The sequence below is a fragment of the Siminovitchia sp. FSL W7-1587 genome, from assembly GCF_037963795.1.
Taxonomy (GTDB): Bacteria; Bacillota; Bacilli; order Bacillales; family Bacillaceae_C; genus Siminovitchia; species Siminovitchia thermophila.
This window is the reverse complement of sequence record NZ_CP150169.1, coordinates 1,554,276-1,571,493: the sequence shown is the minus strand read 5'-3', so window position 1 is coordinate 1,571,493 and position 17,218 is coordinate 1,554,276. Positions and strand designations below refer to the sequence as shown.

General features: G+C 39.5%; 14 protein-coding genes and 1 pseudogene. 8 read left to right on the top strand and 7 right to left on the bottom strand.

Annotation, left to right across the window (positions count from 1 at the left end; translation table 11 throughout):
- Positions 1-111: 111 nt before the first annotated feature.
- From NST31_RS07285 to NST31_RS07275, 3 genes are read right to left on the bottom strand one after another with little or no spacing between them, the layout of a single operon-like run.
- A complete protein-coding gene (locus tag NST31_RS07285) occupies positions 112-834 on the bottom strand; it encodes an amino acid ABC transporter ATP-binding protein (protein ID WP_077112766.1) in 723 nt (240 codons plus the stop codon).
- A 4-nt stretch (positions 835-838) separates the two neighbouring features.
- Positions 839-1,567, bottom strand: a complete 729-nt coding sequence (locus tag NST31_RS07280) for an amino acid ABC transporter permease (protein WP_339165499.1) — start codon at positions 1,565-1,567, stop codon at positions 839-841.
- Positions 1,568-1,618: 51 nt separating this feature from the next.
- On the bottom strand, positions 1,619-2,431 hold the full coding sequence (locus NST31_RS07275) for a basic amino acid ABC transporter substrate-binding protein (protein ID WP_077112768.1): 813 nt from the start codon (positions 2,429-2,431) through the stop codon (positions 1,619-1,621).
- A gap of 369 nt (positions 2,432-2,800) precedes the next feature.
- Here NST31_RS07275 and groES point away from each other — a divergent pair, with 369 nt between their 5' ends.
- The gene (groES, locus tag NST31_RS07270; RefSeq protein WP_077112770.1) at positions 2,801-3,085 is read left to right on the top strand and encodes a co-chaperone GroES; all 285 of its coding nucleotides are present in this window, start codon (positions 2,801-2,803) and stop codon (positions 3,083-3,085) included.
- Positions 3,086-3,145: 60 nt separating this feature from the next.
- Positions 3,146-4,774 carry a chaperonin GroEL gene (gene groL, locus NST31_RS07265; RefSeq protein WP_077112772.1) on the top strand — a complete coding sequence of 543 codons (1,629 nt, stop codon included), beginning with the start codon at positions 3,146-3,148 and terminating at the stop codon, positions 4,772-4,774.
- A 93-nt stretch (positions 4,775-4,867) separates the two neighbouring features.
- Here groL and NST31_RS07260 read toward each other — a convergent pair.
- Positions 4,868-5,425 (bottom strand): annotated as a pseudogene (locus NST31_RS07260) (site-specific integrase); the annotation flags it as partial.
- 128 nt (positions 5,426-5,553) lie between these two features.
- Here NST31_RS07260 and NST31_RS07255 point away from each other — a divergent pair.
- The 3 genes from NST31_RS07255 to dgt all read left to right on the top strand — a co-directional run bounded on the left by NST31_RS07255 (position 5,554) and on the right by dgt (position 9,748).
- Positions 5,554-5,988: a hypothetical protein gene (locus NST31_RS07255; protein WP_339164782.1), complete on the top strand. Its 435-nt coding sequence runs from the start codon at positions 5,554-5,556 to the stop codon at positions 5,986-5,988.
- A 529-nt stretch (positions 5,989-6,517) separates the two neighbouring features.
- Entirely contained in the window at positions 6,518-8,260 is a 1,743-nt protein-coding gene (locus NST31_RS07250) for an AAA family ATPase (RefSeq protein WP_339164780.1), read from the top strand.
- Positions 8,261-8,485: 225 nt separating this feature from the next.
- Complete coding sequence (gene dgt, locus NST31_RS07245) at positions 8,486-9,748, top strand: dGTP triphosphohydrolase (RefSeq protein ID WP_339164779.1); 1,263 nt, start codon at positions 8,486-8,488, stop codon at positions 9,746-9,748.
- Between the two features lie 59 nt (positions 9,749-9,807).
- Here the strand turns inward: dgt and NST31_RS07240 are convergent, their stop codons facing one another.
- Together NST31_RS07240 and NST31_RS07235 are read right to left on the bottom strand one after the other, a co-directional pair.
- Entirely contained in the window at positions 9,808-10,215 is a 408-nt protein-coding gene (locus tag NST31_RS07240; protein WP_339164778.1) for a hypothetical protein, read from the bottom strand.
- A gap of 605 nt (positions 10,216-10,820) precedes the next feature.
- Positions 10,821-11,795 (bottom strand): cysteine synthase family protein, encoded by a 975-nt coding sequence (locus NST31_RS07235; RefSeq protein ID WP_339164776.1) that lies wholly within the window; start codon positions 11,793-11,795, stop codon positions 10,821-10,823.
- Between the two features lie 115 nt (positions 11,796-11,910).
- On the opposite strand from NST31_RS07235, the gene NST31_RS07230 reads away from it, so the two are divergent.
- Complete coding sequence (locus NST31_RS07230) at positions 11,911-12,462, top strand: XRE family transcriptional regulator (protein ID WP_339164774.1); 552 nt, start codon at positions 11,911-11,913, stop codon at positions 12,460-12,462.
- Positions 12,463-13,556: 1,094 nt separating this feature from the next.
- Here the strand turns inward: NST31_RS07230 and NST31_RS07225 are convergent.
- Positions 13,557-14,300 carry a hypothetical protein gene (locus tag NST31_RS07225; protein ID WP_339164772.1) on the bottom strand — a complete coding sequence of 248 codons (744 nt, stop codon included), beginning with the start codon at positions 14,298-14,300 and terminating at the stop codon, positions 13,557-13,559.
- A gap of 92 nt (positions 14,301-14,392) precedes the next feature.
- On the opposite strand from NST31_RS07225, the gene NST31_RS07220 reads away from it, so the two are divergent.
- Both NST31_RS07220 and NST31_RS07215 read left to right on the top strand, forming a co-directional pair.
- Positions 14,393-16,033, top strand: coding sequence for a hypothetical protein (locus tag NST31_RS07220; protein ID WP_339164770.1), 1,641 nt, complete (start codon positions 14,393-14,395; stop codon positions 16,031-16,033).
- 278 nt (positions 16,034-16,311) lie between these two features.
- Entirely contained in the window at positions 16,312-16,536 is a 225-nt protein-coding gene (locus tag NST31_RS07215; protein WP_077112778.1) for a hypothetical protein, read from the top strand.
- Positions 16,537-17,218 lie beyond the last annotated feature (682 nt).

The following is a 17,218-nucleotide window of genomic DNA, read 5'->3' as shown; positions in this document are numbered from 1 at the left end:
TACCTACGACCATCATATCAAAATTCCGATACATTCAGAAACGTCGGCCATAATGAAAAAAAGAATCCAAACCAGAAAGAAGGTTTGGATCACCCAGAAACTTTCATTCTATTAAAGCACTTTACTCAAAAACGCTTTCGTGCGTTCACTTTTTGGATGATTAAATACTTCCTCGGGTGTGCCCTCCTCAACAAGAAGCCCTTGATCCATAAATAACACACGATCTCCCATTTCTCGTGCAAAGCCCATCTCATGTGTAACGACCACCATCGTCATCCCTTCAACCGCAAGCTGTTTCATGACATCGAGCACTTCATTGACCATCTCGGGATCGAGGGCAGATGTCGGTTCATCAAACAGCATGACTTTCGGTTTCATCGCCAAAGCTCTGGCAATCGCCACACGTTGCATCTGCCCTCCGGACAGTTGTTCTGGATACGCATTGGATTTATCTCCCAGCCCCACTTTTTGAAGCAAGTGGTGCGCGAGCTCCTTTGCATCATGCTGGTTCATTCCCCTCATTTTTATCGGAGAAATCGTAATATTATCCAGCACGGTCATATGGGGAAAAAGGTTGAATTGCTGAAACACCATCCCGACTTCTTTGCGTATCGCATTGATGTCTGTCTGTCGGTCATTTACGCTGACACCGTTGATATAAACGGCTCCATCCGTAATTTCTTCCAATAAATTAATGCATCTTAAGAAGGTGCTTTTCCCGGATCCACTCGGACCGATCACACATATGACTTCTTTTTCCTTAATTTCATAGTCAATCCCTCTTAATACTTCCAAATCTCCAAACGATTTACATAATCTTTCAATTTTAATCATCTGCTCACCCTCCCGCCGATGGTGAACGGCCAAATGAAAATACCCTTCGTCTTTGAGTTGGGATATAACTGTTGCTGAACCGCTTTTCTACATATGTAATGATTTTCGTAAAAATATAAGTCAGCAGCAAATATAAAATAGCGACAGTGATGTACGGCTCCCAAAATCTGGCATATGCTCCTGCAACGACTTTACCGGCATATAATAAATCATTCGCGGCAATGACCGTAACGAGTGAGGAATCTTTCAATAATGCGATCAACTCATTTCCTAGAGGCGGAACCATTCGACGAAACGCCTGTGGTAAAATAATGTAGCGCATCGCAGTCTTGTGTGGCATTCCGAGTGATCGCGCCGCTTCCATCTGGCCTCGCTCAATTGATTGAATGCCCGCGCGGATAATCTCCGCGTTATAAGCGGCGCAGTTCAACATAAGAGCAATAGCCCCCGAGATGAAATAACCCAAAGAATGGCCAAAAATCGTAGGGATAACAGCCAAGTGAATGATTAAAATTTGCACAAGTAGCGGGGTGCCACGGAAAAAGTCAACATAATACTTGCACGGGTAATAGATCCATTTTCTTTTTGACAGCTTCCCCAAACCGAATAGTAACCCTAAAATAATCCCCCCGACATAACCGACCGCTGTAAGACTGAGAGTTACCCAAATGCCCCGAATAAATAACTCCTTATAATTCCAAATCATATCCAGCCGGATATCTAAAAAGTCGATGATAACCACCTCCTGATGTGAGCCAGTGTCTGATCATCAATGGCAATACAATTACTCAACATCATAACCGGTGATTTCTTTTAACTTTCCATTCTCTTTGATTTTTTTGATTCCTTCGTTGAGCAAATCACGTAATTCTTGGTTTCCTTTTTTCACCATTAAACCATAATACTCTTTTTCAAAGCTCTCATCTTCAATCACTTTTAATTTTTTGTCTGGATTGTTTTTCAAATATTCATTGACAACCGAGTTATCCCCAACCGCAGCGTCGGCATTGCCATTCAGCATCTCTTCAATGGCAAGCGGCATTGTTTCCGCTGCGATGATATTAGCGCTCGTATTCCCCATAAGTTCTTTTAAAACCTCATGGCCTGTCGTATTAATCTGGACGGAAGCCTTTTTATCCTTTAAATCTTCAAGCTTGGATATATCCGAATCTTCCGGAATGAGTATCACTTGATTGGCAATATAATAAGGATCTGTAAAATCAAATTCTTTCTTGCGCTCTTCCGTCATTGTAATAGAAGAAACGGCGAAGTCTACTTCTCCATTTTTCACCGCTGGAAATAGCGGTTCCCAGCCGATATTTTTAAACTCAACTTCCGCTCCCACCTCTTCTGCAACCGCTTTCACAACATCGATGTCAATACCGATGATATTTCCACTGCTATCCATGTACTCCATAGGTGCGTATGTGGCATCTGTTCCAACGATGAATTTCTTTTTGTCTCCGGCGCCCTCACTGGCTGATCCTTCTTCTTTTTTTCCTGCTTCTTCCGAGCCGCCAGTGCCGCAGCCGAACAAAACGAGGCTTAAGCAAACCAACAAGAAACCGATAGGCCAAAGACGCATGCCTTTTCTCATAAATGATTTCCCCCTTAGTTGATTTTGTATGTACATCTGAAACACAAAACTATTCAGTTACTTCAGATGATTAATACAATTATAAGCGAATTGGCCGGGCTAATCAATAAAACAAAGAAGGAAGGAGAGATAGACAGAACGGGGAAAAATAGTGATAACCCATTTCATAGATGGAAAAACGCCTATGTTTGTTATATGTAATGCTCCATCACTCTGTCGAAAATAGTAAAAAACTTTTTCAATAAAAATTTGGGGGTTTATACTTGCAAAAACAAATGAAATTATTTAATATTATATCTGGGTTAGCACTCACCGGGTGCGAGTGCTAATAAACATAAAACTTACATATTTTTAAGGAGGTTGTTTCACTTGTTAAAACCACTTGGGGATCGTGTTATTATCGAGCTTGTTGAGTCGGAAGAAAAAACAGCAAGCGGCATCGTGCTTCCTGACACAGCCAAAGAAAAACCACAAGAAGGAAAAGTAGTTGCCGTTGGCACAGGACGTGTTCTTGACAGCGGTGAACGCGTACCGCTTGAAGTTTCTGAAGGCGACAACATTATCTTCTCTAAATATGCTGGTACAGAAGTGAAATACCAAGGTACAGAATACTTGATTTTGCGTGAATCTGACATATTGGCTGTAATTGGCTAATGATTAAGTGATCTTTCCATATGAAAAAATCTTAACGATCGATAAGGAGGCATTTTATCAATGGCAAAAGAGATTAAGTTTAACGAAGACGCGCGCCGTGCACTGCTTCGCGGAGTAGATCAACTGGCTGACGCCGTTAAAGTAACTTTGGGGCCAAAAGGACGCAACGTTGTTCTTGAGAAAAAATTCGGTTCTCCATTGATTACGAATGACGGTGTAACCATTGCGAAAGAAATCGAGCTTGAAGATGCTTTTGAAAACATGGGAGCCAAACTTGTATCTGAAGTAGCAAGCAAAACAAACGATGTGGCAGGGGACGGTACAACAACCGCTACAGTACTTGCACAAGCCATGATTCAAGAAGGCTTGAAAAACGTTACGGCTGGCGCCAATCCGGTTGGCGTTCGCAAAGGAATCGAAAAAGCGGTTGCCGTTGCTGTGGAAGAGCTTCATGCTATTTCCAAGCAAATTGAAGATAAAGAATCCATCGCGCAAGTTGCCGCCATTTCTTCCGGTGACGAAGAAGTTGGCCAATTGATCGCAGAAGCAATGGAACGCGTTGGAAATGACGGTGTCATCACTGTTGAGGAATCCAAAGGATTTACAACAGAGCTTGACGTTGTAGAAGGTATGCAATTTGACCGTGGATATGCATCTCCTTATATGGTAACAGACTCCGACAAAATGGAAGCTGTTCTTGAGGATCCATATATCTTGATCACGGATAAAAAGATTACAAACATCCAAGAAGTTCTTCCACTCCTTGAGCAAGTGGTCCAACAAAGCAAACCATTGTTGATCATTGCTGAAGATGTAGAAGGCGAAGCATTGGCAACACTTGTTGTGAACAAACTTCGCGGAACATTCAACGCAGTTGCTGTCAAAGCTCCCGGATTCGGTGACCGCCGCAAAGCTATGCTTGAAGATATCGCTATCTTAACTGGCGGAGAAGTCATCACTGAAGATCTCGGTCTTGACTTGAAAACAGCCGGCATCCAATCTCTTGGACGTGCTGCTAAAGTGGTTGTTTCCAAAGAAAACACAACAATTGTTGAAGGTGCGGGCGATTCTGCAAACATTGCAAGCCGCATCAACCAAATCCGCGCGCAACTGGAAGAAACAACTTCCGAGTTTGACAAAGAGAAACTTCAAGAGCGCTTGGCGAAACTGGCTGGCGGCGTAGCTGTCATCAAAGTCGGCGCTGCAACTGAAACCGAGTTGAAAGAGCGCAAACTTCGCATCGAAGACGCATTGAACGCTACTCGTGCGGCAGTTGAAGAAGGAATCGTCTCCGGCGGTGGAACAGCACTTGTGAATGTTTACAAAAAAGTGGCTGAAATCGAAGGCGAAGAAGATGTGGCTACTGGTGTCAGAATCGTTCTGCGCGCCCTTGAAGAGCCTGTACGTCAAATCGCTCAAAACGCCGGTCTTGAAGGCTCCGTCATCGTTGACCGCCTGAAAAAAGAAGAAGTCGGCATCGGCTTCAACGCTGCAAACGGCGAGTGGGTCAACATGATCGACGCTGGTATTGTCGACCCAACAAAAGTAACGCGCTACGCGCTCCAAAACGCAGCTTCCGTTGCGGCTATGCTTCTCACTACCGAAGCAGTTGTTGCCGACAAGCCGGAAGAAAACGCTGGTGGCGCTCCTGCAATGCCAGACATGGGCGGCATGGGCGGCATGATGTAAGGAAGACTCTAAGCCCTCGTTACATCAAGGGTTAGAGCAACTTTCATCAAGCTGTGGTCATTTTTATTGGTCATAAGCGCCAGTTAAATCACTCTAAATATGGAGGTCTCTCATTAATTCACTGAATTTTTGAGAGGCCTCTTTTTCTAATCCTCTTGTAAGATGTCCGTAAATTTCGTCCGTCGTCGCTACTGAAGAATGCCCGAGCCTATGGGAGATAACTTTCACATTAACATTTGCTTCGATTAACAACGAAGCGTGTGTATGCCGGAATGAGTGTGGCGTGATGTGCTTACATAAGTCAGGCATTTTTGCTAGCAGACGTTGCAGACGGTTGGAAAATTGCTTAATTGTACACGGATACACTTCCGAACACGTAAAAATGAAATCCTGATTTTTGTATAAGCGTTTGTTTTTCTCAATAAATTCATTTTGCTTTTCCTTTAGTTCTTTTAATAACTCCATGATAGTTTGATCAATTAGTATCTTTCTCATGGAACTCCTTGTTTTAGGTGTTTGCAATTCAAATTCTCGCTTATTGTTACTTGGATTATAATAAGTCTTCGTAATTGAAAGAGATGAATTATCAAAGTCAATGTCTTTCCACTGAAAAGAAACGGCTTCTCCTATTCGCATACCAGAATACGCGAGGAGACTAAAGAATTCATATAACTAACTTTAGTACTGATAGAATTGACAGTAAGTACTTTAAATCGTATGACAAGGTCATAGAAAAATATTATGGAACAATCGGTGTTGAATTTATTAAACGTTAGAACTTGAAAAAAGAACGTTACAAACATCGCTTCGAGTTTATAGAAAGGCAATATAAAGAAGCAGCCTCAACAAATCGAATCCTGGGAAGAATTGCACGCTCTTTTTCATTCATCGTATTTGCTGCTGAAGTCTTGAATGATCTTTTTAAAGATGAAGGATTGGACATGCCAGTAGATGACTTCCCGGAACTTTTCCTAACTATGTGCGCTGAAAATAGTCATGCGGATCGTCCCAAAAATGTGTTGATTGAAATTCTGGAAGAGCTGGACGCCAATAGAAGCCATATTTTTGATAAATATGAACCGACCAATGGCACCCATGCTATCGTGAATAGAGAAGGCTTATTTTTGACTGTGAACTATGTTAATCGGAATTTGGGAGCAGATGCTAAGGGATGCTTGGATGAAGCAGCAGTTAACAATTCAGCAAAAGAATGAGGGGAAAATAGTTGATTATAAAGTCGTGAAGCATAAAAAACGTAGTCAGCGTGCTATTCATGTAAATCAAGAGCTATTAGAAGAGCAGGGTTTTTTTAGAAACAGTTTTTAAATCTACGAGGTATGAGCATGTAATTTTGTGATTTTGTAATTCGCGAGCTGTAAAGGCTGTCATACAAAGGTTGCAAGGATTACAAATTCAATTACAAACAAAGAGGTTACTAGAAAAATTACAACTGATATGTAAGAGGGTTACAAGTGACATTACAACTTGTAATCCTCTTTTTAGTTGATCTGTGCGGTTTGCTGAGAGGAGTTACAAAATTACATGATTTAAACGCAGAACTGTGTCGCCAAGCATCTGTCATTGTCTTGTGACAAGCTGTCAGCACTGGTATCATTGTAATAGGACTACTTACTCAAAGTAAAAATGAAAAGAAGTACAAATCTTATCAATAGCTAAAAAAACTTATAAGCTTAATGAGTGGAAAATAAGAGAATAAATAATGATAACGAGGTATTTAGAAAGATGAAACTAATACGAACTAGTATTGAAAATTTTCGTTCTATCAATAAATGTCAGATTAATCATGATAAAATAACTGCGCTGGTCGGGAAAAATAATTCAGGAAAATCTGCAGTATTAAGGGCACTAAATGCTTTTTTTAATTATATAGAAGAAGAACCTCATTTTCATTCAGGAGCACATCAATATTCGAATGCTAGTCATACAAGAATAGAATTAACTTTTAGTAATGTTCCAAATAACGATAGGTACGCTAGATTGTTAAATGGAAATGAACTTGTTTTACGAATGACATACTCACGCTCTTCGGGTAAGAGAAGCCTATTCTATAAGAAAAATGGAAAAACAAATCCTTTACCAGAGTCATTTATTAATGAATTAAATGAAGACATTACGTTTATATTAATACCTATTGATAGGGATAATAAAGAAGTGATTTGGAATGAAAATTCTTTATTAAAACTTCTGTTAAGTGAACACTTTGAGAAGAGTACGTCTAGAAGGGATAATTTAACGCCAAAAGTAAAAAAAGTTGCTAGTGAACTAGAAAGAGTAGGATTAATAAAAATTCAAGAGGCTATTGAAAAAAAATATACTTTAAATAAAGACTTTAAATTTGTATTTAATTTTGATAGCCAAATAGATTACTCTCTCTTACTGGACCAAATAAATATTGAAATTAATGAAAAAGGATTAAAATATAATATCACAGAAAGCGGCAGTGGAATACAAAGTCTCACAATCATAGCGATGTATCGATATTTAGCCGAGTTAAGACACAAAAATATAATGTTAGGAATTGAGGAGCCAGAAATTAACTTACATCCTCAGGCCCAAAGAGAGTTTATAAAAGGTCTTAAAGAGTCTAGTAGTGAGATAGAATCTCAAATTATTTTTACAACTCATTCCTCTATTATTGTAGACCAGTTAGAACATGAAGAAATAGTCTTGTTTAGGAAAGTTGAAGATAATATTAGAGGATTTAAGACAATCGTTAATCAAATTCCAAATAATTTTTTCGAGCGGTATAACTTACAGGAACAACAATATTATAAATTTTACAGATATAAAAATAGTGACTTTTTCTTTTCAGACTTTGTTATTATTGTGGAAAGCTCAATTGATGCGGAAGTGATAAAATTCTTAATGAAAAAAGAGAATATGGATTTAGACTTAACAGGTATAAGTATTATAGAGTTAGGGGGAGTAAAGAGCTTAGATTATCCAGTGTATCTACTTAGTAACTTGTCTATACCAAAGCTAATAATTATTGATAAGGATTTTTTTGTTCCATACTTAAACGACTCCCTTGATGCAAGCAGAGATTCTAACGGTTTTCCAAGATACAGATATCAATACAAAAATGAAAGCCTAAGTCTTATAAATTATATGATTCCTAAAGAAAGTAAAAGGGATCAACTATTGAATTTATTAAAAACAAACCATAGCAGTGCATTAAATTTACTTGAAGAATACAATTTGATCTCTATGAGATATTGTTTAGAAATAGATTTGATTAGCTCTCAGGAAGCAACAAAACAATTTTATGATATTTTGAATCTTCAATTGACAGGAGATAACTCAGTAGATAGAAAATTTCTGATGACCGAGAGAAAGAAAGCTGTTAAGAAAATACATTATATTTTAGAAGTAATTGATAGATTACCGCATAGGAACCTACCTAATTCATATAAAAGAATAAAGAAAGTCATCGGTAACGCTGTTAAAGGTATACAAAGAACATAAGGGAAAACTGCTATCACTTTCCGTGATAGATCAGGCAGAGCCTGACGTTTTATTGATATCAAAATAATAGATTTTGTCACACGGCTGTGACGATCGAATAACTGTCACGGGCGTGTGACAGCTTTATAAAAAATGACCCCATGAAAATATCAGGCTTTGCCTGATTCCACACAGCAAGTGGGGTCAATTTTCCCTTATGCTCTTCTATCATTAAGGAGTGATAACTTGGAAACCAATCAATTAAAAAGTTACTTTCAAAATTACTATTTCCCATTGAAAGAAAAGACTAATGAAAGATTCCACAATGAACAAAGTGGAACTAATAGGAATAGGAATGAGTTTCAACGCGATTACGCTCGGATATTATATTCATCTTCCTTCAGACGTTTGCAAGGAAAAATGCAATTATTAGATGTTCAAGAAGATAAGTTTTATAGAAATCGTTTAACACATAGTCTTGAAGTTGCACAAATAGCAAGGTCAATTGCTGAATTATTAAAGACAGAGATTCATGATACATCTGTTTACAGCGATGACATTTACGTTGTCGAAAGTGGTGCTCTTGCTCATGATATAGGAAATCCTCCTTTTGGACATCATGGTGAAAGAGTCTTAAATGAACTCATGAAAGAGCATGGGGGGTTTGAAGGTAATGCGCAAACAATTCGTATACTAACTAAATTAGAAAAAAAATATCCTAATTTAAAAGGACTGGATTTAACTTGTAGAAGTCTGCTAAGTACTGTAAAGTATTTTAGACCTTATGACCGACAGGATAGTAAGTTTTTATATGAGGAAGATTATAATTACTTCCTAGATAAGCTTAGTAATATAAATATATATCCTCGAACAATTGATGTACAGATAGTAGATTTGGCAGACGAAATTGCGTACTGTGCTCATGATTTAGAGGATGCATTAAGCTTAAATTATTTCAATATTGAAGAACTTTTGTTTGAAATAAAATTGGATAATAGTGATAATTATTCAATATTAAGTCGTTGGGTAGAAAGTGCAAAAAGTCATGCTTACAAGTCTTCTATGTATTATTCCTCAGAAGAATTTGCATTTATCTTTCGTAAGGAGCTTACTTCTATAATTGTAGATAAACTCGCACGAGATATTAACGTAGTTGATATAAGTAATGAATATAAAAATAGGACAGGAACAAAATACAATGAAGAACTTGGGTTTGTAAACTATTCCTCTTTGGTAAGGGCGCTTAAGAAAAAAACATTTACTTCAGTAAATCGTACTAATAAGGTTCAAATGTATGAAAAGTTAGGCGAGAAAGTCATTAGAGGACTAATGGGAGCCCTTACAGATGAAGGTTTTAATAAAGATCAACTTCTTTTGCCTGTAGAATTTAGAAATACCGGAGATATTAATAGAGGTGTATCAGATTATATTGCTGGTATGATGGACAGATTTGCGATGAATTTATATATTGAAATATATGGAGAGTCGAGTTTGTCTAATCTACTATAATATGGAAAATTAAAGACATGATGCCACGTTTTTTTACTAAAAAAACGTGGCATAGTCAGTTACTTTCTATTTTGAATTGCTGTCTCTTGATGGCTCAGTCCTTCAAGAGTTTCTAATTCGTATTCTCCGTAGACCTTTCCATCTTTGAGATAATAAATGGCATTGACATGTTGCATTTCAAATCGGAAAGGGTTTTTGCTTAAACCGTCTGGATTCTCGTTTTTACCGTCAATGCGGAAGACATTAAATTGCAAAGCATATTTCTTTTTTTCTAGTAATGCTTTTTCTGTTTCGTCTAAGAATGGGGCACTGGTTTCATTTGTAATGACAACGAAACCATCTTTTTGGTCATCCAACATCTGCTGTACATCGTTGGTGGTGGTTGTTTTTAATCCGTGGCTCTGATTACACCCTTTTGCAAAAAGTGCTATACTAAAAGCAAAAACAGTTGCTCTTACCAGCTTCATGTGATAGCCCTAAACTATTTAGCAAGTTGGCACAATTCCTTTCTGAAAAACTGTGGTCACACACGTGGTCATTTTTTTGGTCATGAGATATTGATTCATCATTTAGGATTGTTTATCGATTTTCTGTGAAATGTTGATATAACGGTGTTTCTTTGCAGTTGTTTTAGAGGGTTTTGGTGGCAAGCTTATGGGCGGCATGATGTAGTCGTCTCTCGAACCCCCTGAACCATAAGGGTTTGTGCAATAAAAACAATTTTATGTAAAAAACATCCTTCACTCGTTAAATGGAGTGAAGGATGTTTTTCTTTGTCAGATTTGCCAACACCCCTGGGGATAATGCAAGGCTTGTCATATATAAGGGTTTACAGCATCCTTGTTTATTCTGGCACCATATGAATAAAAATAGTTATTGTTGCTTTGAAATAATGTTTGATAATTGATTTTAAAGAATGATCCTTTTGAATAAAGTTCGATAATTTTTAAAAAAGTTTTATACAGTAATCATTCAACAATCGGGCCATTTAATTTGAAAAGTAATAAAAAAACTGTGATAAAAAGATTTTTCATCACATTACATAATGAATGTAATTAAAGAAGATTCGTGTCTATTTATCTAAAATATCCCATAAATTAGTACTAAGATATTTAGTTCCTGAGTCTGGAATATGAATTAAAATATTTTTCCCTTTCAAGTCCCCTTTTAATAGTTTCAATGCGGCCGCAGCATTTGCCCCACTGGAATACCCTGAAAAGATACACTCTTTTGACGCTAATAATCGAGTGGCTTCGGTGACTTCACGATCACTGACCGTAATAAATCCATTTATCAGTTCTTTATTCTCTTCAATAAACTTTAATGGAATATTATATCCACCACCTTGAATGATATGTTTCCCATCTGTCTTTTGGATTGAACTATAAAATGGTGCGTTTACCGGCTCAACACCATAGCATTTGATGTGGGGAAAAGCTTTTTGTAGTGATTTTGACACGCCGATAAAAGTCCCTCCTGTACCTATGAAATCAACAAAAGCGTCAATTTTTATATCGCCTAGCTGTTCAATAATTTCCGGACCGAGCCGTTTCTCACCTGTTTCAACACTGCTTGGATTGGTAAATTGATCAATTCTAAATGCGTTATATTTTTTTGTCAGCTTTTGCGTCTTTTCTTCAACAAGGTCTAAGTCTTTGCTTGTTACTTGACCAGGTTCAGAATCTGAATGTTGGTCCACTAAAACAACTTCAGCACCGAAAGCTTTCATCATTTGTGCACGTTCAATTGAATTCCCCCTAGACATGACAGCTATAAAGGGATATCCTTTTAAGTTGCAAACAATCGCAAGTCCTGTCCCCATACTGCCACTTGTCAATTCAATGACAGGTTGCTTTTTTTTAAGCAAGCCTTTTTCTTCTGCACTCTCAATTATTTCAAGAGCCATCCGATCTTTTTTACTAAGTCCGGGTGCAAAATACTCCAATTTGGCAAAAATATTGCCTTCTACATTTTCTGTATACCGACTCAGCTTGATTAATGGAGTTAAACCTATCGTTTCAAGTATATTTGCAGCTATATATGACATAAGTACCTCTCCTTGATATAATATATTGTCTAAATTATACTATAGCGTATACGTTATGATGAATATAATTTCAATATAACGCACAAATATTTTTAGAATTAGGTGGAATGGCAAAATGGACCAAATTAATAAAATAATTGGAAAAAATTTAAAGAGGTTTCGAATCGAGAAGGGATATACATTGGATCAAGTAGCAGAATTAACCAATGTGAGTAAAAGTATGATTGGTCAGATTGAAAGGGGGGAATCTACACCGACAGTGACAACACTGTGGAAAATTTCAAATGGTTTAAAAATATCTTTCTCATCATTGATGGAAGACGAAAGTGAGGAATCATTTGTTATCAAAAAAGAAGATTTGGATTCATTAAGTGCCGACGAAGGCTATAAGGTCTATACTTATATACCGTTTAATATAAACAGAAAATTTGAAGCCTTTATGATTGAACTAAAACCGCAAATTAAACATGAATCTCCAGCACATACCGAAGCACTTTTTGAATATGTTTTTGTTCTTTCAGGCGAGATTGAAATCACTGCAAAGCAAATTGCTACCATTATTAAAAAAGATGAAATGCTAAGATTTAAAGCAAATACATCGCATTCCTATTTTAATCTTTCTTCAAATCAAGACGCAAAAGCTATTGTGGTTATTGTTTATCCATAATATTTTTGTGTTGTGTGATTCTAGCTCATACATTGCCAGTGACAATGACTCTATCTCGAACAAACAGAGAAAGACCACAGTATTAGTAATGATGGAGCTGTTCTAAGCTCTTCTAATGTCTCGGTGGATTCGATCAATGACGAGGAAGCAACGATTACATGATATGGTGACGAACAGGCTTCGGAACTGATTCAATTCAAATGGGAACAAGATGAAGAAAAAAATCCCTTTCATGTCATCCATAAGGAACTCGGTTATCGTAAAGCTTGCCATCGTGAAAATGGCATTGAGTTACAGAGAAAAAAATTCATCCTCAACATATACATATCTTCTCACTTCAGACAGCATCCCTTTTCTGCTCTATTATTTTTAGCACCTCTAAGTGTTTAAACTGTGCCTGATAATGGGGGTGCAGTTCTTTATTCGTTAAAAAACAGGAATAGACTGCTATTCGCTATGCGTGCCTTTTGGTACGCTTTTTTTTATATTTCGGGCTTGCTGTATAGTTTTTGCTTATATTTTTCTTCGAAATCTGAGCATTCGCATTTGGTAATGTTATTTCGAAATTAGACATGTCACATTTTAGGACAGAAAGCGACATTTTTTCGGAGGTGCAGATTATAAGGAATTGATTGCACAAGGGGTACAGGACCAAAATTAAACATTTAAGGAGGTACGAAATTCTTGAGCAAAAGAAATTTTGATTACAAAAAAGCTATTAATCGAAAGAAAAAGTTGAAAAAAGTAGCAACAATTGCTGCGACATCACTGATCTTAACCATACCAGTAAACACATTTGCAAATTCCTTAAGTTTACCTGGTTTAAACACTAATGCTGTCTATGCTCAAAACTTGGCAAATGTAAATATTTTAACAGATGTTAAACTTTCAGGAGCCGTTAATGTAGTTTCAGGTCAGCCATCGGAGCTATCATTAACAATGACCTCTGGCGGACTAGCTGATACAGAAATTATTAATCCGAACATTGTGATGCAATTTTACGCACCCGAGCTTGCAGGGAACTTGATAGAAGGGGGCACGGCAGATGTAACGGTTGATATTTTACCGATTACAAAAGAAAATCTGCCTGGACTTTATTCTGCTGTCGGTGGATTAACTACCACAGTTACCGACTTAACAAATGAAATCGGTATACTTGTAAATGAATTATTAAATATCGCACCTGGAATTCTGCAGGTAAACGGTTTGGATGATGTTCTTGCAGCACTTGATGCACTCAATAATCTAGAAAGTTCATTAGATTCATTGACATCATATAAAGAAGCAGATATTCCAGTGACGATTAATGCTGATGGAACAATTACGGTTGAATATGATGATGGCTTAGGTAAACATTTACAGGAAACAATTGATTCAATTGTAGTAGAGTTGTTAAATGACTTATCAGAAGCATTAGGTAATTTGGAAATAAAAATATTAGCGGGCGGACTCAATACAGATAATATATTAGATCTTGCCAGAAACTTAGATAATTTACCTCTTTTAGGCGATGCATTAGCACCTTTATTAGGTGATGGACCTTTAGGTAAATTAATTGATGCTTTAGGCAGTTTATTAGGCCCCATTTTAGATCCAATATTAAAACCTTTACTTGGTCCTGCAGTTGAAGGAGTCGCAGGAGTACTCGAAAACCTAGTAAATGAATTATTAACGACTGTAGGTAGTTTAACTGGAGAAATAACGAATGTAGCAGACCAAGTTACAGATTTAACACTTGATTTAGTAAATGATGTAGCTGCATTAAAATTAATTGCGGGTACGACGGTAAATGTAAACGGTGTAAAAGTTGATGAAAAAGTTTGTGGAAATGTTGACATAAAAGGTCTCGCAGTTCAAGATGCAATCATTGACCTAGACCTATTTGCTAATCACGGAACAGGAACTACATTAGATTTTGGTGAATGTCTAGATGACGGTGACGCTGATGCTGATGCCGATGCCGATGCTGACGCCGATGCTGACGCTGATGCTGATGCCGACGCTGATGCCGATGCTGACGCTGATGCCGACGCTGATGCCGACGCTGACGCCGACGCTGATGCCGATGCCGACGCTGATGCTGATGCCGACGCTGATGCCGATGCTGACGCTGATGCCGACGCTGATGCCGACGCTGACGCCGATGCTGACGCCGATGCTGACGCTGATGCCGATGCCGACGCCGATGCTGACGCCGATGCCGATGCTGACGCCGATGCCGATGCCGATGCTGACGCCGACGCTGACGCCGATGCCGACGCTGATGCTGATGCTGATGCCGACGCCGACGCTGATGCCGATGCCGACGCCGATGCTGATGCCGACGCTGATGCCGACGCTGATGCCGATGCTGATGCTGACGCTGATGCCGACGCTGATGCCGACGCTGACGCTGATGCCGACGCCGATGCTGACGCCGATGCTGACGCTGATGCTGATGCCGACGCTGATGCCGACGCCGACGCTGATGCCGATGCTGACGCTGATGCCGATGCCGACGCTGACGCCGATGCTGACGCCGATGCCGACGCTGATGCTGACGCTGATGCTGATGCCGATGCTGACGCTGATGCTGATGCCGACGCTGATGCCGATGCTGATGCTGACGCTGACGCTGATGCCGACGCCGACGCTGATGCCGATGCTGACGCTGATGCCGATGCCGACGCTGACGCCGATGCTGACGCCGACGCTGACGCCGATGCCGACGCTGATGCTGATGCCGACGCTGATGCCGACGCTGATGCTGACGCCGATGCCGACGCTGACGCCGACGCTGATGCCGACGCCGATGCTGACGCCGATGCCGACGCCGACGCTGACGCCGATGCTGATGCCGACGCCGACGCTGATGCCGATGCCGATGCTGACGCCGACGCTGACGCCGATGCTGATGCTGACGCTGACGCTGACGCTGACGCTGATGCCGACGCTGATGCTGACGCCGATGCTGACGCTGATGCCGATGCCGACGCCGATGCTGACGCCGATGCCGATGCTGATGCTGACGCCGATGCCGACGCTGATGCTGACGCCGATGCCGATGCTGATGCTGACGCCGATGCCGACGCTGATGCTGACGCCGATGCCGACGCTGATGCTGACGCCGATGCCGATGCTGATGCCGACGCCGATGCCGATGCTGACGCCGATGCTGACGCAGATGCTGATGCCGACGCCGATGCCGACGCTGATGCTGACGCCGATGCCGACGCTGATGCTGATGCCGACGCTGATGCCGATGCCGACGCTGATGCTGACGCCGATGCCGACGCTGATGCTGACGCCGATGCTGACGCCGATGCTGATGCCGACGCTGATGCTGACGCCGATGCTGATGCCGACGCCGATGCCGACGCCGATGCCGATGCTGACGCCGATGCCGACGCTGATGCTGATGCCGACGCTGATGCTGACGCCGATGCCGATGCTGACGCCGACGCTGATAAAGATGAAACGCCAGGAAGTCAAACAGACGATGATACAAACGGCAAAGTTGGTAGCCATGACACTAAAGGAGACGGTGACAAACTACCGAATACTGCAACATCCATCTTTAGCACAGGACTAGCAGGGTTAATGGCATTGCTAGCTGGAATTGCTGGATTACTTACTGGAAGAAGAAAAAAAGGTAAAACAGCAAATTAAAATAAGATAGCACCTTTTCAATATAATCAGCCTATGTTTCATTAGAAATATAGGCTGATTATTTATCAATAAAGTTAACTTTGAACAAGTCAAACTTGGGTGCTATGGAACCATTTGAACGGAACTTTTAAAAGGTGAGTGGCAATTGGTTCGAAAAAACGTCAATTGGAAATAAACCAATAGTAATAGGTGGACTGCTTAATGAAAAAAAATATACACCATCAACAAAAGCCAGACTTAGAAAAGTTGAATCAGGAAATTGAGGAAGAGTTATTACACTACTTAGAGAGTGGAAAACCACCTCAAGAGGAACAGGAAGTCTATCATTCTTCAATTCAAACGATATTCCAATTTGTGATGACAACCGCTCTTGTATTAGTTGTTGTGATTAATATTGCCCTTATTATTTATAAATTGTTCAATTGAGCCTTGTCATTTTAATGGGTATGTAGGGCATATGTAAAACTCGCTTTTTAATACATAATTGTTTTGAAACCGTTCGGAAGGATGGCATTAATAAAGATCTAAAAAGTACTTTAAAACAATTACATGCCACTATTGATCAAGTTTGAAAAACATGAGATCAAATATTGTGATAATGATACACGTTTGTTACGGCGAGATTTAGTTTGTCTACAGAGCGATATTTTTTACCATAATACATTTCTTGTCTCATGATATTTCGTTGATTGGTGAATTGTCCAAACAAGCCTTTTTTAAACATACTTATTAATGAATTTTAAAATTTGAACCCTAAAAGATTTAAAAATTTTGAGGAACAAAAAAAGGAGTATCTTCCCAAATGTCGAAATAAGTAAGAACGACACTAATTCTAAGGCAGAAGGAAGTTCTTATGAAAAGTGATAACCTGCAAGATTTATATGATTTAGAACCTGCCCAACATTTGGATGTAATTCACCAATGATAAATAACGCTTTCTGCTACTTCTACCTTAGACATGGTCTGCTTTTCAATGGACGCTAACAACCTTTAGTCATAATACGGTTTTCACCAATACATATAAGACGTTCCCAAAAGAGGTAGAACCACATTCAAGACACTTATAACGTTTGCGGTATACTTGTAAGCCTACTCGCGCTTTAAAAAA